This window comes from Rubrobacter tropicus, from assembly GCF_011492945.1.
Taxonomy (GTDB): domain Bacteria; phylum Actinomycetota; class Rubrobacteria; order Rubrobacterales; family Rubrobacteraceae; genus Rubrobacter_D; species Rubrobacter_D tropicus.
On sequence record NZ_CP045119.1, the window covers coordinates 1,543,121 to 1,561,859 of the forward strand.

18 protein-coding genes, 5 tRNA genes and 1 pseudogene are annotated in these 18,739 nt (G+C 61.5%); 14 read left to right on the forward strand and 10 right to left on the reverse strand.

Going from position 1 to position 18,739, the window contains the following annotated elements; all coding sequences use genetic code 11:
* Positions 1-32: 32 nt before the first annotated feature.
* Positions 33-275: a metal-dependent hydrolase gene (locus GBA63_RS07530; protein WP_166174896.1), complete on the reverse strand. Its 243-nt coding sequence runs from the start codon at positions 273-275 to the stop codon at positions 33-35.
* Positions 276-1,132: 857 nt separating this feature from the next.
* Between GBA63_RS07530 and GBA63_RS07535 the strand changes: the two genes are divergently transcribed.
* Positions 1,133-1,984 (forward strand): DUF6414 family protein, encoded by an 852-nt coding sequence (locus GBA63_RS07535; RefSeq protein ID WP_166174898.1) that lies wholly within the window; start codon positions 1,133-1,135, stop codon positions 1,982-1,984.
* Positions 1,985-3,016: 1,032 nt separating this feature from the next.
* Here the strand turns inward: GBA63_RS07535 and GBA63_RS07540 are convergent.
* From GBA63_RS07540 to GBA63_RS07565, 6 genes are all read right to left on the reverse strand, one after another.
* Complete coding sequence (locus tag GBA63_RS07540; protein WP_166174900.1) at positions 3,017-3,691, reverse strand: hypothetical protein; 675 nt, start codon at positions 3,689-3,691, stop codon at positions 3,017-3,019.
* Complete coding sequence (locus GBA63_RS07545) at positions 3,691-3,909, reverse strand: hypothetical protein (RefSeq protein ID WP_166174902.1); 219 nt, start codon at positions 3,907-3,909, stop codon at positions 3,691-3,693. The genes GBA63_RS07540 and GBA63_RS07545 overlap by 1 nt, the downstream gene beginning before the upstream one ends.
* 506 nt (positions 3,910-4,415) lie before the next feature.
* The gene (locus GBA63_RS07550) at positions 4,416-5,801 is read right to left on the reverse strand and encodes a DNA primase family protein (protein WP_166174904.1); all 1,386 of its coding nucleotides are present in this window, start codon (positions 5,799-5,801) and stop codon (positions 4,416-4,418) included.
* A gap of 22 nt (positions 5,802-5,823) precedes the next feature.
* Positions 5,824-6,033 (reverse strand): helix-turn-helix transcriptional regulator, encoded by a 210-nt coding sequence (locus GBA63_RS07555; protein ID WP_166174906.1) that lies wholly within the window; start codon positions 6,031-6,033, stop codon positions 5,824-5,826.
* A 38-nt stretch (positions 6,034-6,071) separates the two neighbouring features.
* Positions 6,072-6,260, reverse strand: a complete 189-nt coding sequence (locus GBA63_RS07560; RefSeq protein WP_166174908.1) for a helix-turn-helix domain-containing protein — start codon at positions 6,258-6,260, stop codon at positions 6,072-6,074.
* Positions 6,261-6,768: 508 nt separating this feature from the next.
* The gene (locus tag GBA63_RS07565; protein WP_166174910.1) at positions 6,769-7,866 is read right to left on the reverse strand and encodes a tyrosine-type recombinase/integrase; all 1,098 of its coding nucleotides are present in this window, start codon (positions 7,864-7,866) and stop codon (positions 6,769-6,771) included.
* A 102-nt stretch (positions 7,867-7,968) separates the two neighbouring features.
* Here GBA63_RS07565 and GBA63_RS07570 point away from each other — a divergent pair.
* Together GBA63_RS07570 and GBA63_RS07575 are read left to right on the forward strand one after the other, a co-directional pair.
* Positions 7,969-8,040: transfer RNA gene (locus GBA63_RS07570), tRNA-Lys, on the forward strand.
* Positions 8,041-8,043: 3 nt separating this feature from the next.
* Positions 8,044-8,116, forward strand: a tRNA-Glu gene (locus tag GBA63_RS07575).
* A gap of 178 nt (positions 8,117-8,294) precedes the next feature.
* Here the strand turns inward: GBA63_RS07575 and GBA63_RS07580 are convergent.
* The gene (locus tag GBA63_RS07580; protein WP_166174912.1) at positions 8,295-9,101 is read right to left on the reverse strand and encodes a hypothetical protein; all 807 of its coding nucleotides are present in this window, start codon (positions 9,099-9,101) and stop codon (positions 8,295-8,297) included.
* Between the two features lie 711 nt (positions 9,102-9,812).
* On the opposite strand from GBA63_RS07580, the gene GBA63_RS07585 reads away from it, so the two are divergent.
* From GBA63_RS07585 to GBA63_RS07615, 7 genes are all read left to right on the forward strand, one after another.
* Positions 9,813-10,247: an iron chaperone gene (locus GBA63_RS07585; protein ID WP_166174914.1), complete on the forward strand. Its 435-nt coding sequence runs from the start codon at positions 9,813-9,815 to the stop codon at positions 10,245-10,247.
* 469 nt (positions 10,248-10,716) lie between these two features.
* Positions 10,717-10,788, forward strand: a tRNA-Val gene (locus GBA63_RS07590).
* A gap of 80 nt (positions 10,789-10,868) precedes the next feature.
* Entirely contained in the window at positions 10,869-11,948 is a 1,080-nt protein-coding gene (locus GBA63_RS07595; protein ID WP_166174916.1) for a guanosine monophosphate reductase, read from the forward strand.
* 63 nt (positions 11,949-12,011) lie between these two features.
* A tRNA-Asp gene (locus GBA63_RS07600) sits at positions 12,012-12,088 on the forward strand.
* Positions 12,089-12,244: 156 nt separating this feature from the next.
* Complete coding sequence (locus tag GBA63_RS07605; RefSeq protein WP_166174918.1) at positions 12,245-12,445, forward strand: hypothetical protein; 201 nt, start codon at positions 12,245-12,247, stop codon at positions 12,443-12,445.
* Between the two features lie 42 nt (positions 12,446-12,487).
* Positions 12,488-12,826, forward strand: coding sequence for a thioredoxin (trxA, locus tag GBA63_RS07610; protein ID WP_166174920.1), 339 nt, complete (start codon positions 12,488-12,490; stop codon positions 12,824-12,826).
* A 104-nt stretch (positions 12,827-12,930) separates the two neighbouring features.
* Positions 12,931-13,003: transfer RNA gene (locus GBA63_RS07615), tRNA-Phe, on the forward strand.
* Positions 13,004-13,141: 138 nt separating this feature from the next.
* On the opposite strand, the gene GBA63_RS07620 is transcribed toward GBA63_RS07615, so the two are convergent.
* Positions 13,142-13,639 (reverse strand): cupin domain-containing protein, encoded by a 498-nt coding sequence (locus tag GBA63_RS07620; RefSeq protein ID WP_166174922.1) that lies wholly within the window; start codon positions 13,637-13,639, stop codon positions 13,142-13,144.
* Between the two features lie 265 nt (positions 13,640-13,904).
* Here GBA63_RS07620 and GBA63_RS07625 point away from each other — a divergent pair, with 265 nt between their 5' ends.
* From GBA63_RS07625 to GBA63_RS07635, 3 genes are all read left to right on the forward strand, one after another.
* Positions 13,905-14,183, forward strand: a complete 279-nt coding sequence (locus GBA63_RS07625) for a DUF3303 domain-containing protein (protein WP_166174924.1) — start codon at positions 13,905-13,907, stop codon at positions 14,181-14,183.
* Between the two features lie 336 nt (positions 14,184-14,519).
* Positions 14,520-15,263 (forward strand): hypothetical protein, encoded by a 744-nt coding sequence (locus GBA63_RS07630; protein ID WP_166174926.1) that lies wholly within the window; start codon positions 14,520-14,522, stop codon positions 15,261-15,263.
* Positions 15,264-15,421: 158 nt separating this feature from the next.
* Entirely contained in the window at positions 15,422-15,862 is a 441-nt protein-coding gene (locus tag GBA63_RS07635; protein ID WP_166174928.1) for a hypothetical protein, read from the forward strand.
* 116 nt (positions 15,863-15,978) lie between these two features.
* Here the strand turns inward: GBA63_RS07635 and GBA63_RS07640 are convergent, their stop codons facing one another.
* Positions 15,979-16,926: an FAD-dependent oxidoreductase gene (locus GBA63_RS07640; RefSeq protein WP_166174930.1), complete on the reverse strand. Its 948-nt coding sequence runs from the start codon at positions 16,924-16,926 to the stop codon at positions 15,979-15,981.
* Positions 16,927-17,018: 92 nt separating this feature from the next.
* On the opposite strand from GBA63_RS07640, the pseudogene GBA63_RS07645 reads away from it, so the two are divergent.
* Positions 17,019-18,655 (forward strand): annotated as a pseudogene (locus tag GBA63_RS07645) (thiamine pyrophosphate-dependent enzyme).
* Positions 18,656-18,739 lie beyond the last annotated feature (84 nt).

Consider the following 18,739-nt stretch of genomic DNA (forward strand, 5'->3'; position numbering starts at 1 on the left):
GCCGTTACTGTCAATTACTGTCACGGTTGCTGTCACGTGAGTTCCCGTAGGCGTTCCATCTTGTCCCGGAGCTTGTCGGCCTTGCGTGGCCTCGTCGCCTGCAACCTCTCTACATCGTAGGCCCATGCCGTTAGAGCCTCGTCAGCGGTGGCGTGTTCTCCGAGATGGACAACCTCTTGCTTGACCTTCCCGGCCTCACGGTACGAGCGGACGGCTTGGTAGTAGGTTCCGTATTGCTCGCCGTCCCTCTCGATATTGACCGTCCGAATGTACACGCTCGCTCCTTTGTGTAGTATTTAATTTTGATACTACGCACCGCACTGGCGTCTGTCAATAGCTTTCTTAGAAGTCTAAGGAATCGGAGTGGGGGCGAGTAGAATCAAGGTGTCCACTATCAGCAGAGAAGGGGTTTTAGAATGGCGGATTTGGAGTTCACCTATGAGCATGTGCAACAGCTAACCGAGATTGCGCGTGAGCGAGACTTGAGGTGTCGGGGTTGCGGTTCGGCTCGATTAGTTCCACGGTACTCGTCAGAACGGCTTTCGATTGGCAAGACTAGAGCGATGAAGGTTGAGATGGTGTGCGAGGGGGACTGTGACGACCCCGTAAGGATGTGGGTCAGGCAGAATGACGCAGGAAACTTGGAGCCTTACGAACCACGCTCCTAGTTGCGAGGGACCATCGCTCTCAATGGGTGATGGTCCCCCTTATTTCCGTTGAACTAAGGTGTAGTGCAGGGTCGAGGGATGTACCTACAGCACAGGTTAAACCACCTTGCAGCCACCTTGAAGTGCAAGGCTAATTGAACCTCTACTTCTGGTTGAACGGCGATTTGCAGCACTTTCCTGTTTTCCACTGGACAAGCGATGTCCGGGCTGGTAAGAAGGGAGCAACATAGAGCACGAAGGAGGTGATTAAAGGGTTGGACCCTCAGCTTGGAGAAAAAAAGGAAGGGAGAGGACGCACTCGATTGCCCGTCGCGAACGCCCTCCCCGTTACCAGTCCCAACCACGACAAGAGCCTGAGAGTCCCGCCTAACGGTTAGGTACTTCCACTTTATACCCCAGATTCACAATACCAAGCAAGCGGGTGTGACCTAGCGTATACCCGCGCCTACCCGAAAGGACACCCGTTGCTCCTGTTAAGGGACTACGAGTACATCGACGTGGCAAGGATAACGGACTACCTCTCCAGCGTTGACCCTGGCGTGGCTAACGAGCTTACGCAGAGAATTAAGTCGAACACCGGCGTGAATGTCAGCGGCGGCATCAACATCCAGGCGTTCAAGCTGGGTGGTGGTGCGCGTAAGGGCGACGAGTCGGAGGTCCAGCAGACCATACGTGTCTATGCCCAGCACATGTTCAGCCGACTGTACGATGAAGTGCAGAAGGCAGGAGCCATTCAGACCGTTGACCTGGACACCCCGCTTGAAATGGATGGGTTGAGCAGGAGCAGCGTGCTGGAGGTTACCAGGGACTTCCGTCCTTCCCCACTTCACCAGATGCTCGATTCCTTCACCGGAATCGTGGACCGGATGAAGTCTCTAGGGATGGAGAGCGAGCTGGGCGACGAAGCCAACATGGAGCAGATTATGAGGATAGTCGGTTGGCTGAGAGGCGAGGAAGGAAGCAACGAAGTACCGATGTTCTCCAAAGCCGACGAAGACGGGGACGCCTCGGTCGTTTTCGTTGCGAGAGAGAACTTCGTGCTGGGCATGGGCACGGAGTTCCGTGGGGAAATGACCCTGTTCGGGAAGGTACAAGAGCTGGTGCCTGCTGGCTCGTCAATCGACCTGATTGACTTACTGAAGGTTCTTCCTCCTGGAGTTCGTGGAGCAAATGGCTTTGGTGGTACCTTGAAGGACGCTATCCACGACTTCATGGGCGAGTGGCCCAAGGAGCTTGGCGGTCCAATAGAGCGTGACGAAGTTGTCGTGCAGGGGCCAGCGGTGGTCGTGACGCCGGTTGCCGCCTATACCGTGTAGCGTCAGGTCTTGCGCGTAAGAGGAGCCGTCTACTCGGGCGGCTCCACTTACGATGTGACAAGAGCGGGGCGAAGCGTTGCAAGGCCTGAGAAACGTAAAACGAACGAGGAGGTCACGTGCCACTGACCCAAGAACAGAAAGACCATGTGACGGCATGGCGTAGGGAGAAGGGCATTGACCGTTGCCTGGCGTGTGGGTACGACGGTGAGATGCAGTGCGGCGAGATAGTCGTCGTGCCTATACCGGACGCGACGGGCTCTATACCTGTTGACGAAGCGGTGGGCGGTATCGGGATGGTTCCTGTTGCGTGTCCCAACTGTGCGCACATGATGCTGCACGAGCCTATTACTATGGGGCTGGCGAGTGCGGGACAGATGGGGGGACTGAGTTCCTAGATTCTCTTAACCACGAAACGAACGGGTTGCTCGCAATAGGCTAGGGTAGTCCGGGCGTAACGATGGTGACTGTACTTGGATGTGACTATACAGGGTGAGCATTCAAGTACAGTCCATCGGTTAGGGGTTGCTGTGTCTCACAGCTTGCACGCTGGTCCAGGGTATGTAGCTCATGCCGTTGCTGTCCTTTCTGTATGTGTGTCGGCAGATAGATATTCGCCCAACACGTACCCTCTATCTATCCGGTATCGGTACGATGGTTGAGCGGCTTATCTATGCACAATCCGGGTATCGGGGTGCTGTGGGACGGTACAGATAAGCGTCATAATCTTGTCTGTGCGACGTTACCATTCAAGCGGGGGTGTATGGGGGGCCGGTCGAAAAATGCCCGGAGGGGAGGGGGGTGCTTCAAAGGCTAGGTCCGCGATACGTCCGGCTGTACATTAAGGTCGGGGGGTGTTCGACCGGAGCTATACCGGGAATCGTCCAATAGTACCCTTGAAATTATGGGAGATTCTCACATTAAGGGTCAATCAATGGGCGGTGTCTAGGCTACAGGACGTACACTTTGGGGGAACGGCCAATCTGTGACCAATCCGGGCCAGCATCACCCAAAGTATGTGTCCGGGTATGTGTTCTACTTCCGTGCCGCCACCACTGCGCGGCGGTCCCTGGCTTCCAACCTTGCTGCCAGCATAGCTGTTGCCTGTTCGCTGTTGCCCTTGTCGTCTTCGTCGCGTAGGTACTTCTCCAGGGTCGCGCCGTCGTTCATGCGGTAGCCCTCGTCAAGCTCCATGAGTGCGGCGTGTGTGGTTCGAGGGGCCGGTGTCGGCAGTAGCTCCAGCGTGGCCGTCACGCGCTCCTGAGCGTCCTGTGCGGTGCTGTTCTCGTTCTCACGGATGGCCTTGACCACATCGTCAACGGACGGGCTGTTGAACCGCTTCAACCGGGTTATCAGTGCCGCCAGTTCGGAAGGGTTTACCGTGTTGCTCTCCACCACTCCGGCAAGCTGTCGAATCTCACCCTGCAACCTCTGCTCACGCTCGGCCAACGATGCGTAACGCTCTCGAAGACCTACCAGAGATTCGTTATCGTCCAACGCCATTGCTCGCAGCATCTCGGCCTCTGTGGATACCTTGTCAGCCTGGATGCTATCAAGCCCGGTCCGTACGTCCTCAATCAAGCTACGGGCATCGTCGGCGTACTCGCGTTGCTCGACAATCTCTGCCGCTCGCGCTTCGAGTTCGTTCAACATAGCTTCCGATGCTTTGACCCTTGCCTTGTAGTCCTTCGTAACCTTGTCAATACTCACTACTTACCTCCATAATCTGCTAGTGCCTGTGCTGCAACGTCCTGGTCTGTTATGGCCTTCGGCGGTCGATGCTTTGCGCGTAGTCTTACCAACGCCTGTTCAGCGGTCTCTTCGTAGTTGTCTGCAACGGGCCTACGCTTCATGGCGTTCTCGAATAGCTTTGTGGACCTATCCATTTCACTTATCTTGTCTTCGAGGTATTGAGTTGCCCTATCCATGTGATGCCTCCTGGTTAATGATTGGCTGGTATTGACGTGTACGCTCAGCGCGTACAGTCCTGAGAGAGTCGGCACCGCCAGGGGATGACGTAGCGGTGCCGTACCCGTAATGCCGGGGGATTGGTGTACCCCTTGCGGCAGCAACCGACGGTGGGCCACGGACTCCCACACTGAACCTGCCGCGTAAGTACCCATGCGTTACCGGCTACTCGCATGGTCCCGTTGATGCTCGTAAACCCGACGAGCGCGGTTACTTCTTCGTAGGTGCGCTACCGGCGCGGCTACCCTTTAAGCTGTGTCCTGGCAACAACCAGGGTAGGTGCGCCGGTCTTACTCCTACGAAGAGGTTGTGTTGCGCCTCGGTTCTATGAACCTGCCTGACATCCCGTGGTCGGTTCTTCTGACAACTCTGACAACTTAGGGGGCGATTTCAGAAACTCCCTCGTGAAGAGGCTATAGGGAAAGTTTCCGAAATAGGGGGTCAACTTGTCAGACTTGTCAGAAGGTTAGAAACTGTCTATCTGTAGGGCTATGCCCTCGTACACCCGCGTACCGCTACCGTTGTTGGCCCTGCCCTTGTTGAAGCCCTTGCCTTCGAGCCTCTGGCCGAACGTAATCTTGCCTTCGACCTTTTCGGTGTTGCCGTCAAGCTCTACCCAGGACTTGTACGCTTCGTAGAGCTTGCCTATCGGTACTTGCTTGCCCGGTCCCGTGTCGCACATCTCCTGTATGAACTGGCCTATCCTGTCCATGTCGGACCTGTACTCTTCGGTCGCGTCCTCTACCGGCTTCGGGGCTACCAGACCGTCGGACGTATGCCAGTCCATAGCACCACGGACAATCCAGTTCAGCACGCCCGATGCCTGCTCCCGCAACTTCTCCGGTAAGTGTCGGTCCTGCTCCGGCTTCGGTATCGCTACCGTGAAGGGTACGAGCATCAGCCTGCGCCAGATGGCGGGGTCCGTTCCCTTGACTCGCGGCTTATGGTTCGTCTCTAGCCATAGCGTGTGCGACGGCTCGAACTCGAACGGCTTGCCGTACAGGTGCCTTGCGTTTATCGTGCCGCCGCCCGTGATGCTCTTTATCGTGGCCTCGTCTAGCCTCTGGCCCTCTTCGGACTCCGACGCATACGTGAACCTGCGGCCTTTCAGGTTCGCCAGGTCCGGGGTGGCCCCGTTGGGACCGCCACCGCTGTTGACCAGCGTGTTCGTGTTCGTCCTGTGGGCGTAGTCTCCCAACACCGCTTTGAGGGTTTCGGTGAACGTGGACTTACCGTTAGCCCCCAAACCGTACAGGATGAACATAACGTGCTCTGCCGCGTTGCCGATGGCTGAGTAGCCAACGGACGTGCGCATGAACTCGCGTAGCTCCTCGTCCGGTAGCACCCGTTCAAGGAACGTATCCCATTCCGTGCCGTCCGCATCAGGATAGTAGGCGACCGGGGCCAGCATGGTTATAAGGTTCTCCCGGTCGTGGCCGTGAAGCTCCCCGGTGCGTAGGTCAACCGTGCCGTTCCAGACGTTCATAAGGTAGGGGTAAGAGTCAAAAGCGGCGGGGCCTACACGAACGCTGGCATCCTTCGTGGCCCGCCTCACCATGCGCTCTATGCCGGGGTCGCTGAGTGAGTACCTAGCGTGCTGTATGAGCCTGTCCCGGACGTGGTTGTCCTTCTCGTCTGCGGCCTCTTGAAGCAACGCCCTGCCGATTCTGCGCGCCTTCTCGTGTATGGCGGCGTTGTCCACCTTCCAGCGCAGTCCGTTCCAGGTCAACCAACCTCCGAGCGGTTCGCAGTACCTAAAAGCTTCCCTGTGTTCTCGGACCAGACGGTCCGCGTTGCCGCTGTCGGTGGTGATGTAATCTAGGTCGTGCGTGTTGGTGATTGTGTCTGTCATCGGCTTATGCCTTTCTCTGTTGTTAATTGACTGTGGTGCTGCGGATGTAGTCGCGCACGTCTTCCGGGTGAAAGCGTAGTGCGGTGGTGGTCTGCGTTACCTCGTGCCTGCTGACCCTCCCACCGCGTACCCTGCTGGCAGGTATCTCCCCGTCCCGCACGAGGTCTATGATTGTCGCGGGTGCCAGCCCAAGCACGTTGGCAAGCTCCTTGATGTTCAACAACTGCTCCATGTGTCGTCACTCCTTGTACGTTCCTAACGTGTACGTCCTTAGTCCTCTTCGCGCTGCTTCAAGTACCTATAAAGTTCCTCCCTGCTCACTCGTAGTTGGCCGGTGTCGTCCGTGGTCGCTTCAAGGTCCCCACGATGCACAATCTTGTAGACGTGGGTCCTGTAGCAACCTATGAGCTTCGCGGCCTCGCTGACGGTGTACATCGGGGTTGGTAGGTTTATCGTCATGTTCTCACCTCCATTCGTGTAAGACGGTTCGTGGTTATGTCCCCCTTCTTTAGTGGCGGGGGTGGCGCGACGTATCGTTTCTCGTTTTGTAGGCGGTCGTGTCCGAGTAGAATGAAGCTGGGAGAGCAAGCACAGGGAGGATAGAGCGTGAGTTACCAAGTGGTAGTCACCTTCGACTTGAAGGATGCCGACTCGGACGATTACGCGTGTGTCCGGGAAGAGCTTTCGAGTATGGGCCTGTACAACTTCGTCTTCACTAGCTAGGACGAGACAAAGGACTTGCCCCGCAACACGTTCACCGGGGACTTGAACGGGTCCGGCGTGGGCGAGATACGCGACTCCGTGAGAAATCGTTTGAAGGACGCTTTTGCGCGTTGTGGCGTCCGGGGGCCGATGTGGGTTGCGGTAGGGGGACAAGAACATACTTGGGGCGGTCAAAATCTGGAGAACAGATAACGCCCCGGCCCATACGAATAGGACCGGGGCGGTGTGGAGGCTGTCCAGTTGGTCAGCCTAGAGCCTCGTCTATGCCGTCGGCGGCTGTCCCCTGCATGTCGGGGAGTACGTGCCCGTAGACCGAGAGGGTTACGGATATGTCGGCGTGTCCGGCCATCTCGGATACCACTTTGACGGGTACGCCTCGCGCCAGTAAGAGTGAGATGCACGAATGCCGTAGGTCATGGAATCGGACGGAATGGGGCAGACCGGCACGCTTGAGCAGGGGCTTCCAACTGCGGTTGTGCAAGTTCTGGTGTCCGATGGTCGTACCCCTGGCATTCGGGAAGACCCATTCGGATATACGCTCGCTGCGCGTGGCGGCGTTGACCCTATGCTGACGTAGTGCCGATACTGCCAGCTTGGACAGTCGGATGGTGCGGCGTCCCGCGTTCGTCTTCGGGGGACTGACGACGCCCTCGTACACACTTCGATTGACGCGCAACGTGCCGCCGTCCATGTCAACATCCTTCCACTGTAGGCCGATAAGCTCGCCCTGACGCATCCCCGTAGTTGTCGCCAGCACGTACAGAGCGTGGAGCTTGTCGCCTCGTGATGCGTCGAGCAGGGTACGCATCTGGTCTTGCGTGAGCGGGTCAATCTCCGTCTTGACCTGACGCGGCGGTATGGCGGCGTCGGCCACGTTCCTTGATAGAAGTTGAAGCCGTACCGCGTCCTTCAACGCCTTGCGTATGGTCACGTGGATGTACCGCACCCGTCGAGGGGACAGCCCCGCGTCGAGCTTCTGACGATACAGTCTCTCAAGCTGCATGGCGTTGAGCTTGTCGAGCTTCGTGCCTCCGAGTGTCGGCTTTATGTGGAGTCTGACGATGGCCTCGTATGGCTTGAACGTCCCCGGCCTGACGTTTCCGCGTATGGCCTCCAACCAACGGTCCATGTACTTCTCTACGCTCAACCCTTCCGAGTGGGCAGCTACGCCCTCGTCGCGGTCCTGGAGCTTTTTGCGGACGGCTGCTTTCATCTCCGTCTTGGTCATGGTCTTGCTGCTGATGTAGCGCGTCTTGCCGTGGGCATCCTCGTACACGCCCACTATGCGCCCGTCGGCACGCTTGAACACGCTGCCTTCTCCGTTGCCCCGTTTCTTGGTCATTTTTCCCCCGGTTACTGTCGCGGTTACTGTCACGGCACCAAACCGGGTCCGTCGGGGGTCTTGGAAAAGTGGGGAATATGCGGGTAGAATCGGGCCGAAGCCGGGCCAGTAGCTCAGTGGCAGAGCAGGGGACTTTTAATCCTCGTGTCGAAGGTTCGATCCCTTCCTGGCTCACGGGCCCCCATCGTCTAGAGGCCCAGGACACCGCCCTTTCAAGGCGGCGGCACGGGTTCGAATCCCGTTGGGGGCACTACCTTGCGCCTCGCCGTTTATCAACGGCATCCAGCTCAACTAAAGGAAAAGCTCGGCGCAAGGTAGTTCCGGGACGGTGCCCTGAACCCCGATCCGAAGGCGTCCGTTCGCCCGAACTAAGCCCCGGTAGTCGTCAGGGTTGTCGTCAAACGCTCCGGGTTAGGGTCAAAGTGGGGTCAAGATTTCGGACCAGAATAGTCGGACCTCAACGCGGCCAAGAAGTCTGGTACGTGTCTCGACCACGATTCCAATACGGGGTCGCTTTCGGTTCCTTTGCTGTGGGCTTTGACCAACTGGTGTTCAAGGCCGCGAAAGACATTCCTCACGTACAGGGCTTCGTTTACGAGCGACTGTATGAAGTCGAACGTTTCTTTCAGTTCTTCTTTCGGGGGCAGGCCGCCTGTTGACTCGCTGCGTCGGTCTTGCTCGGTCCACCAACTATGGATGAACTCGTTCCTCATGCCGACGAACTTGGACAGTCGTGCTTCAAAGTCGGGACCAAATATCCCGCTTTTCCTCAAAGCGTGTGCGACGTGTCCGGGTGTCTGCCTTCGCCTTTTTGGGTCAGGAGACGTGAAGTCTTCAAGCGTCAGATTGAGCCCTTTTAACGGTAATGCAGTGCAGCAGAATTTGATGTGGTGTTCGATGGTTTGCAGGAGTATCAATGTTGCGCCTGCTTTGTTGAGGACGATATCCCGAAGTTTGCGAAGTTGCAGGATGTCCTTGATGAACTTGTCTATCGCCTCTTCTCCGAAGAACTCTTTGCCTTGGTTGAGGCAATCTCCGATAGCGAAGTTCACATGGTCGTCTAGATGGGCGCTTCGGGTCCCTAGCCCCAACAGGTAGGCGAACACTACGGAGAACTCTTCCCACGTCGGGGTTCGTGTGAAGTTCATCGCGCTCGGATGCATCTCGACTCCCACGCGCTTGAGGTAATCGAGTTCGTCATCGTCCAACAGGTCCCATCGGGTCATATCGTTCACAAACTCCTTGGGCTACCTGTAACCGTTTTCGGGTTCGCTCCACTTGGATTGTACGCGGCTAAGATGTTGGCGGTCTGGAACTGGAAAACAAACGGGTGCTTGCTACACGGTCTGCCTCATGTGCGTGCGCGTCGTGCGTGGGTGCGCGTTCAAGAGGCCATTCGGATTGCGTATGTATGGTATGCCTGAACTGTAGGCTAGGGTAAGATAGCAACACATAGCAATAGGTTGTTGCTATCGTGGTGAACGGTGGCGATGTACGAGGGTAGGGAAGAGGGCAGGCCACACGATATATGCAGGTAGCTGGATGGTTGTGCGCTATGACTTCCGAGAATTCGCGTGAGTATACGTGGATGTAGTGAGTATATGCTTTGCTTATCAGCAATACTCTGCATCAGGGATGATATGACGTACTACGGATAAGCTCCATTCTCCGAAGTTAGCTTTCCGCTTTGCGGAGTTCTAACAAGTTCGCATAGCCCCGGATCGACACTTGTTAGCGTACTGGACTAAGATCGACGCTCGTCGGGAATCGTCCCCACTTGCTCGTGATACTCGTGGAAGGTGTGCCCCTCTGTGGCGTCCCTGGAGCATAGGACCGAGGCCGAGCGTCTTAGAAAGGCGTAGAGAAGCCGCCGTCCATGAGTATCTTTAAGGTATGGACCGTGGATCAAGAAATCAGGAGTGGGAGAGCCTGCACAGGAGGGAACGATGAGCGCAAGGAAGGCCACGCAGAAGTCCAAGGGATTCACGGACGAGGAACGGGCCGCGATGAAGGAGCGCGCCAGGGAGCAGAAGGCGGAAGCGCAGAAGGAGGATGGGGAACGCGCCGTACTCGCGAAGATCGCCGAGATGCGGGGGCCGGATCGCGCCATGGCCGAGCGGCTCCATGGGATCATCAAGGCCAGCGCGCCAGACCTCTCGCCGAGAACCTGGTACGGGATGCCCGCGTACGCCGAGGACGGCAAGGTCGTCTGCTTTTTCCAGAGCGCTGAGAAGTTCAACACGAGGTACGCGACGTTCAGCTTCAGCGACAGGGCGAACCTCGACGAAGGCGCCATGTGGCCGACCTCCTTCGCGCTAAAGGAGTTGACCGCCACCGAAGAGGCAAAGATCGGCGCGCTCGTGAAGAGGGCGGTGGGCTGAGCCAGCTCCTGAGCCCCGCTCCCCGCCTGGTCACGACGACCGCGAAGGAGAACCAGACTACTGCCCAAAGGCGGCGCCGCCTGATAGATGGAGACTCGACGAGCATGGCCACGAGGACGCACACGCGGTCGCCTGCGCCGCACGTTGCCGACAGCCACGATCCGCGTGCACGGCGCGCGAGAACACCCCGATAATTCGACGCAGTGCGCGCGATGCCCGTGCCGATTCACCCAAGTTTCTAGAAGTCGGGTTCTCGGGACTTCTCCTGAGCACTACCGCCCCAAGTGCACTTAACTCCCGCAAACCCGCTGGTATACTGGGTTTCGGAAAGTGTCCTCACGCAGCCTTTCGCGGCGGCACGGGTTCGAATCCCGTCGGGGGCACGTATTAGCCGGTCAGCCCGGTCAGCACCCCAGCTAGTCAGCAAGAGCTGACAGGCTGAAATGCTGACCAGCTGAAGTGCTAGTACGGGCGATTAGCTCAGGGGTAGAGCACCTCCCTTACAAGGAGGGGGTCGCTGGTTCGAACCCAGCATCGCCCACTGGGGGGCCTTCGGCCCCGCTTTTAGCTATCAGCTTTCAGCCGCTAGCAATTATAGTTGGGAAGGATCTCAGGACCGCTATGGGTGTGAAGTTTGTGGAGAACGGGTTGACGTTCGACGACGTTTTGATCGTGCCCAAAAGGTCTTCGGTTTTCTCCCGCAAGGACGTCTCGCTGAAGACCCGTCTGGTTGGGGACCTGACGCTGGAGTTGCCGATCATCAGCGCGAACATGGACACCGTTACGGAGCTTGCGATGGCGACGGCCATGGCCGAGGCGGGGGGGATGGGTGTGATCCACCGCTTCGTGGAAGACCCCGAGACGCACGCGGACTGGGTGGGCCGCACCCCGGGCCACCGCTTTATGGCCGTCGGCGTCAAGCCGGCCGACCTCGGGAAGATTTCGATGGTCGATGGGCTCGACGGCGTGGTCATAGACGTGGCCCACGGCCACAGCGACCGCGTGACGGAGATGATCTTTGAGGTCCGTGAAAGGTTTCCCGAACTATGGGTCGTGGCCGGCAACGTGGCCACCGCCGAGGGCGCGTGGGACTTGCTAGAGGCCGGCGCCCACGCGATAAAGGTCGGGGTGGGCCCCGGCGCCGTGTGCACGACGCGCATCGTTACGGGTTGCGGCGTGCCGCAGCTCACGGCGATCCTCAAGGTCAGGGCGGCGCTCGACCGCTGGTGGGACGCCGAGCGCCGCAAGGCGCGCCCGCGCGTCCTCCACCCGCCGGCCCTGATCGCCGACGGCGGCATCCGCAACTCGGGCGACATCGCCAAGGCGCTCGTGGCCGGCGCCGATACCGTCATGATCGGCTCCCTCTTCGCCGGCACGGACGAGGCGCCCGGGGCCGTGATCCGGGAGAACGGACAGGCTTTCAAGCTCTACCGCGGCATGGCCTCCCGGGGCGCGATGGATCGCGTCGGCACGGACCGCACCCCGGAGGGCGTCTCGACCCTCATCCCCCACAAGGGCTCCGTGAGGACCCTCATCACCCAACTCGAAGGCGGCATCCGCTCCGCCCTGAGCTACTGCAACTCCGCCTCCATAGCCGACCTCCACGAACAAACGATCGAGATGGTAAAGGTGAGCCCGCCTCCGTGCGAGAAAACAGCCCCCACGCGCTCTCCCTCTCCCGGCCCAACCGCAATAGCCTAAAAAGCTGACCGCCGAAGGCTGACGGCTGACAGCTTCTTTGTTACACTCCCGTCTGCCCTTCGCGGGGGCGTAGTTCAGTTGGTTAGAACGCCGGCCTGTCACGCCGGAGGCCGCGGGTTCGAGTCCCGTCGCTCCCGCCAGTTTAGCTTTTAGCGGTCAGCTTTCGGCTTTCAGCTTCCTGGCCTGGAGGAAGAGCTTTCTTCGCCGCCGTTTTCGCTTCGCAATGATGGGGTAACGTGGCCCGGATGTGTCCGGCGTAGCTTTGTGGGGGCGGAGATCGGGGCGGTCCAGACGCGATGAAGCGCGAGCTTGCGGAAGAACCCAAAAACGACGCGGATCTCATCTCCGAGATGGGCAGGGAGCGCATGGCGCTCCGGGCCAGAAACGCCACGGTCCTACTCACGGCGGCCTGCTCTTTCGTCTGCCTGGGCGCGGCCCTGGCCGGTTTTACCGGGTTTGTCCTCTCCGTCACCGTGGCAGGGCGCCTTCGGTGGTAAAAATATACTGATATTCAGATGAGAGATTCCAGGAGGTATGTTGTGTCCGATCCCGTAGCCGTTACTATCGACACGTTCGAGGAAGAGGTTTTGAAGTCGGAGGTGCCCGTGCTGGTCGACTTCTGGGCTGAGTGGTGCGGTCCCTGCCGGCAGGTCGCGCCGGTGATGGATGAGATCGCGCGCGACTACGAGGGCTCCGTGAAGGTGGCGAAGGTGGACGTGGACGCGGAGTCCGCGCTCGCGGGCCACTTCGGCATCTCCAGCATCCCGACCATAGCCCTCTTCGAGCCCGGCGAGCAGCCAAAGGCCGTCATGGGCGCCCTTCCCAAGGAGATGCTCGAGTCAGCCTTCGAGTTGGGGCGGTTCCAGAAGGCGGTGTAAGAGGCCTGGCCACCGCGCCAGCGGGACACCACGACCGAAAATCGTGGTGTCCCCTGCCGCTTGATAGCCCCCGTCTCGTAACGTAGAATCTCCACGCTTTCCCCGGCGGGATAGCTCAGTTGGTAGAGCACATGACTGAAAATCATGGTGTCCCGGGTTCGAATCCCGGTCCCGCCACTTCTTGATTTCCTGCGAATCGCGAGGTTCGTGGCCGCCTTGAGGACCACGACCTGTTCGCGCCGTTCCCCAAGCGGATGACCGGTCAGGAAGTGAAGTGCATCGAGCGGCGCAAAGACGCGTTGCGTTCGCTGGGCCTTATGAGGTCTGCTCCGGAGGCGGCGGTATATCGACTCCGTACCTGGCTGCGGCCGCCATGACCTTCTCGATGTCCGGGGGACCGGGTGGGGGGGAAGCGTCCCCCGCCGCCGGCTCGCCGGCCTCCAGGAAGAACCTCTCCAGGCCCCCGGGCGTGATGACGCCCAGCATCCTGGAAGGCGCCGCGCCGACGTTCATCCAGGTGTGCAGGATGCCCCTCGGGGCGTAGACGCACGACCCCGCGCCCGCCGGGATACTATCCTCGCCCACGAGGAACTCCACCTCCCCCTCCAACACGTAGAGCGTCTCGTCTTCGTTTAGGTGGGAGTGCGGGGGCGGTCCGCCGCCGGGCGGGGTCGTCTCCTCGACCAACGAGTACGCCCCGCCGGTGTCCTCGCTCGAGAGCTTCACCTCGATCAGGTCGCCCACCAGCCACACCGAGCGGCCTCCGCCAGGCGGCACCTTCACCGGCCCCTTTCCCCTCGCCTCTGTGTCCATCTTCGTCCTCCCTTCCCGGCCCGAACTTCGCCACCAGTGTGCCGGATTTCGCGGGGAGGCGCATACCAGGCGCATACCGCGAAAGGGCTATCTTGGAGCTTGTTCGCCTACCTTCCGGTAAGGTGAGCCTTCTCTGAACCTCGCGCTGATGGGTTTTTCGGAGGTTGGCCTTGCAAGGAGATGCGCCGCTATTGTGACAGAGGTATCATGGGTCCGGGTGAAAGACAAGACCTGCTCTTGCGCGGTGGGGAAAGGAGGAACAGCGATGTTGTTCGTGGCGCTGCTCAAGACCCGAGGTACTGCTACCTTCCAAGAAGGGGTCGCCCGCCGGATGCAATGGGACTACCCGGAGGGCGTGAGGGTCCTTGGCGAGTACTGGCTCGAAACCGAGCACCCGAGGGTCGTCTCCGTCATGGAAGCGGATAGCATGGACGCCTTCGGCCAGATAAGGATGCAATGGGCCGACATGTTCGAGATTGAGGTGTTCCCCGCCGTGACGGGTGAGCAGGGCATGGAGATGGCCAGGCAGGCCATGCCCGGGTAGGCGACGGCGGCGGGCCAAGACCGTCTCCTTCGGGCCGGGTCGCCGATAAGCGCCGGGCCCGAACAGGAGGGGGGTAAAAGAGTCGGGGCCCGGCTTCACATGGCTACGCGGCGGAGCCCGTAAAGTTTCGCGTCTTATCGGTGAGTAGGTCCGTGTCACTCCCGTAACGAAACCAAGGGCTGCATGAACGGTAAGGAACGTCGGCCGTTCGCCGGGTTCCGTGTTCCGCGGGCGGGCCGCGAGGCTACTGGCTTTTCCCGTCTGCAGCGGTTAACATGGCCCTCGAAACATCTGGTGTAAACGCGCGATGGGCCGCGTATGGTGTGGGGGGCAAGAATGGGCAAGATTCTGACCGTGGCGGCTCTGGTGTTGGCGCTGTCTTTGGCGGGGTGGTCCTCGCCGGCGCAGGCCCTCGTGCCATCGACGGACTTCGACGCCGACCTCGAGGAGGACGGCGACGTCCAGATGTGCAACCGTGGGGGATTGGAGAGCGCCTACTATTTTCGGGCTATCGTGAACCTGAACGCGGACACCTCGCTACTCCCCGGCGCGGACCCCCGGTTCGTGGACGTGACGGATACGGGAGAGTTCTGCGAGGCGCTCGTGCAGGGCTTCAATAACGGCGGGATCAGGGCCCCGCTCGCGCAGTGGAGCTACTCTTTGCACCCCGACCGCTTGCAGATCAACATCAACCCGGACAAGTACCCGTCGCTGCCCGAGAGCCAGCAACTCGCCACCATGACGCACGAGATGGAGCACGGCGCCGGTCTCGACCACCCGCCCATCGGCCGCTACTGGTGCCAGAACGCCGTGATCTCGACCCTGGCCGGCTGCCGTTCCATCGACACGCCCCGCCGTATGACCCCGGGACCCCAGGACGCCGCGTCTTTCGACGCATATTGGGACCGGATCGGCAACCCCAGCGGCGACGGCCCCTACCCCGTCCGCAACAAGTGCTGGGATGATACCGACGCGGACGGGGACGGGGTGTGCGACCGCTTCGGACCGCCGGCCAGCGCGCGAGACGGACGCGCCGCGCCCGCGACCCCCGTCCCGACGCCCGGTGTCATAGAAGAGTAACCGGCCCCCTCTTCGGGTCTCCCAGGGAAACTATCGGCGGCTTTCGGTGGTGCGGAGGCGCGTGAAAATACTCTGCATGTTGTGGTATTTTGGGTCTTTGGTCCACATCATGTTGTGGGCCCTGTTTTTGACGCATACACGCATCCGGGGGGATGGTCTTGAGAAGCATGGAACTGGGCGGCATCGGGGTCGAGCGGCGCCGCTACGCGGTGGAGGAGATACGTTTCGCGCTCGCGCGGCTGTACCGGGGGTTCGTGTCGTGGACTTCGATGTACGGCGAGTTGGACGAGGCCGAGGAGCGGGAGCGCAGGGAGCGGGTCGACCAGCTCCTCGAGGGGCTTTCGAGGAGCTACCTGCCCCGGTCGATGTGGCTGGCGGACGAGACCCGAGAGAAGATCGAGGACTTCACACAGAAGAGCCGGGAGCTCCGCGCCCTTCTCTCGGCCGAGGTCGAGGAGAAAGGATACGAACGGGCCCGCAAGGGGATGTCCCGCCGCGTGAGCAAGAAGCTCGGCCCGGCCAAAAAACAGGTGGACTCGGCGCTCGAAACCGAGCTGTCGGGACCCCGCCCGTCGGGGTGGAGAATCCGCAGGAAGTAGAGGGCGTCTGGCTGTCAGATTTTAGCGATCAGCTTTCAGCCAAGGACACAAGGCTGATAGCTGAGGGCGCAGGCCTGCGAAGCAGGCCGAAGCGGGCTGAGAGCTGACCGCATTAATTACGCCTCCGCGGCGAGACGGACGGCTTCTTCCGCGCAGCCCCAGGAGAGGGTGACGCCCGAGCCGCCGTGGCCGTAGTTGTGGATAATGGGAACGCCCGAGCCGTCTTCGCGCTCCAGCCGGACCTCGGGGCGGCCCGGTCTGAGGCCGACCCTGTGCCCCAGAACTTCGGCGCCCGCGAGGCGGGGTTCGAGGGCCGCGCAGCGGCGTAGGATCTCCGCCGCCACCGAGGCGTCCGGTTCGGTCTCCCACTCGCCCTCGTCCGCCGTGCCGCCGAGGACGCAGTCTTCGGAGCGGGGGACGATGTAGGTGACGCCTTCCGGGTCATCCTCGTCCAGAACAAAGTCTTTCAGGTTAGGGTTGCGGACGCGCAGGATCTGGCCGCGGATCGGTGTGAGGGAATCGTCGCCGACGAGGTCCCGGGCGCCGAGGCCGGCGCAGTTGATGAGCACCCGGGCTTCTCCGGCGAGATCGTCCAGGCTGCCGAGGGCGCGCTCCTCGATCTCGCCCCCCGTCCTGGCGAATCGGCCCATCAGGTAACGGAGGTAGGCGGGCATCTCGATCACGGGCACCACGAAGGCGTGCCCTTCCAGGTAGCCGGGTGGCAACTCGCCCTCTTCGCAGCGCCGGACGCCGGGGACCGCCGCGGCCCACCACGGCTCCCCGACCGGCTCTCGCCGGAGTTCCACGCCGCCGCGCATCCGGACGCCCGTGCCCGGCGCCGCGGCCAGGCCCTCGAAGACCTCGAAGGTTCTGGCGCCCCAGCGCAGGACGGCTGCCTCGGGGTAGGCCCTGTACGGGTACCAGATCGCCGCCGCCACGGCCGAGGTCGTGTTCTCGGGAAGCTCCGCGGTTACGATGCGGGCGTCCACGCCGGCTTCGCGCAGGCGGATCGCCGTGGAGAGCCCTATTACCCCGCAGCCGATCACGACGGCCTCAGCCAACATCCTCCCTTCTTGGTCCCGTACACACTCTAACTTCTCTGCCGGGTTGGCGTGTAGGATGTGCGGTGGCGGGTTCGTAGATTTCGGGAGGTCGAATGGGCGCGAAGGCCAGGGCGGGACACGTTGCGGTCGAGACGCTGGCCCGGGCTGGGGTCCGGCGCTTCTACACGGTGCCGGGCGAGAGCTTTTTGGAGGTTCTTGACGCCGCCGAACGCCACCCACAGACAAAACTGATCTCGACCCGCCACGAGTCGGGCGCCTCGTTCATGGCCGAGGCTGACGCCAAGCTGACGGGCGTGCCGGCGGTGGCGATGGCGACGCGGGGGGTGGGGGCCTCCAACCTCGCCATCGGCGTCCACACCGCGATGCAGGACTCAACCCCCATGGTCGTCCTACTCGGGCAGGTCGAGACGGATTTCCTGGACCGGGAAGCTTTTCAGGAGGTGGACCTTCCTGCCTTCTACGCCCCGATCACCAAATGGTCGACCACCGTCCACCGCGCCGACCGGCTCCCCGAACTCGTCGCCCGCGGCCTGCGCATCGCCACCTCGGGCCGCCCCGGCCCGTCATGCTCGCCCTCCCCGCCGACGTCCTCGCCGAGGAAGTGGCGGATGAGGTGCCGCGGCTCTCCGAGGGCACGCCCGCTCTGCCCGGACCCGAGGACGTCGAGCACGTCGTGCGCAGGCTCGTGGGCGCGAGGCGGCCCGTCGTGATCGCGGGCGGCGGGGCGAAGCGGTCACGCGAGGCCCTGGTCCGGTTCGCCGAAGCTTTCGGCGCGGGCGTCTACGCCGCCTTCCGGCGCCAGGACGTCTTCCCGAACGACCACCCCCTCTACCTCGGACACCTCACCCTCGCGACCTCGGCGGAGACGCTGAAGAGCCTGGAGGAGGCGGACCTCGTGGTGGTGGTCGGTTGCCGTTTGAGCGAGGTGACGACGCAGACCTATGCGCTGCCGCGCCACGACCAGGCCGTGATCCAGGTAGACGCGGACCCCGGCGAGGTCGGCGCGACGGTCCCGGTCGAACGCGGCGTCGTCTCGGAGGCCGGCGCCGCGCTCGAAGCCTTCACCAGGCATGCCCCCAAAGCGGTCGTGAGGGACTGGACCGCCGCCCACAGGGCATACCTGGACTTCAGCGAGGTACCGGAGAGCCGCTCCGAGAACGGGGTGGACCCGGCAGAGGTCGTCGGCGCGCTTCGAAACGTGCTCCCGTCCGACGCGGTCCTGGCCAACGACGCCGGAAACTTCTCGGTCTTCCTTCACCGCTACTGGCGGCACGACCACCCGCTGACGCAGCTGGCGGCCACGAACGGCGCGATGGGGTACGGCGTGCCGGCCGCCGTCGGGGCGAAGCTCGCGGCGCCCGAGAGGTCCGTCGTGGCGCTCTGCGGGGACGGGGGCTTCCTGATGAGCGGTCAGGAGATAGAGACGGCCGTCCGGTACGGCGCGGATATTACGGTCGTCGTCTTCCGAAACGGGATGCACGGCACCATAGCAATGCACCAGGCCCGCGACGTCGGCCGGACCGCGGGCTCGGATATCGGCGCCGTCGACCTCGCCGGTTTCGCCCGCAGCCTCGGCGCCGAGGGCTACGGCGTAACGGCCCCCGGGGACCTGGAGCCCGCCCTAAGGGAGGCCGTGGCCCACGAAGGCGTCTCGCTCGTGGACGTCGTCACGGACCCCGACCTCATCACCCCGACCTCCCGCCTCTCGGAGTTGACGAGATCCGGCTGACCGCGGATAGCTATCAGCTTTCAGCAAAACCGAAAAGCTGAAGGCTGAAAGCGGAGGCGGAGCCGGAGCGGGCTGATGGCTGAT

Coding starts and splice junctions, on each gene's coding strand:
- GBA63_RS07545 (WP_166174902.1), bottom strand. CDS start 3,909: ATGGATAGGGCAACTCAATACCTCGAAGACAAGATAAGTGAAATGGAT.
- GBA63_RS07550 (WP_166174904.1), bottom strand. CDS start 5,801: ATGACAGACACAATCACCAACACGCACGACCTAGATTACATCACCACC.
- GBA63_RS07555 (WP_166174906.1), bottom strand. CDS start 6,033: ATGGAGCAGTTGTTGAACATCAAGGAGCTTGCCAACGTGCTTGGGCTG.
- GBA63_RS07560 (WP_166174908.1), bottom strand. CDS start 6,260: ATGACGATAAACCTACCAACCCCGATGTACACCGTCAGCGAGGCCGCG.
- GBA63_RS07565 (WP_166174910.1), bottom strand. CDS start 7,866: ATGACCAAGAAACGGGGCAACGGAGAAGGCAGCGTGTTCAAGCGTGCC.
- GBA63_RS07585 (WP_166174914.1), top strand. CDS start 9,813: ATGAGCGCAAGGAAGGCCACGCAGAAGTCCAAGGGATTCACGGACGAG.
- GBA63_RS07595 (WP_166174916.1), top strand. CDS start 10,869: ATGGGTGTGAAGTTTGTGGAGAACGGGTTGACGTTCGACGACGTTTTG.
- GBA63_RS07605 (WP_166174918.1), top strand. CDS start 12,245: ATGAAGCGCGAGCTTGCGGAAGAACCCAAAAACGACGCGGATCTCATC.
- GBA63_RS07620 (WP_166174922.1), bottom strand. CDS start 13,639: ATGGACACAGAGGCGAGGGGAAAGGGGCCGGTGAAGGTGCCGCCTGGC.
- GBA63_RS07625 (WP_166174924.1), top strand. CDS start 13,905: ATGTTGTTCGTGGCGCTGCTCAAGACCCGAGGTACTGCTACCTTCCAA.
- GBA63_RS07630 (WP_166174926.1), top strand. CDS start 14,520: ATGGGCAAGATTCTGACCGTGGCGGCTCTGGTGTTGGCGCTGTCTTTG.
- GBA63_RS07640 (WP_166174930.1), bottom strand. CDS start 16,926: ATGTTGGCTGAGGCCGTCGTGATCGGCTGCGGGGTAATAGGGCTCTCC.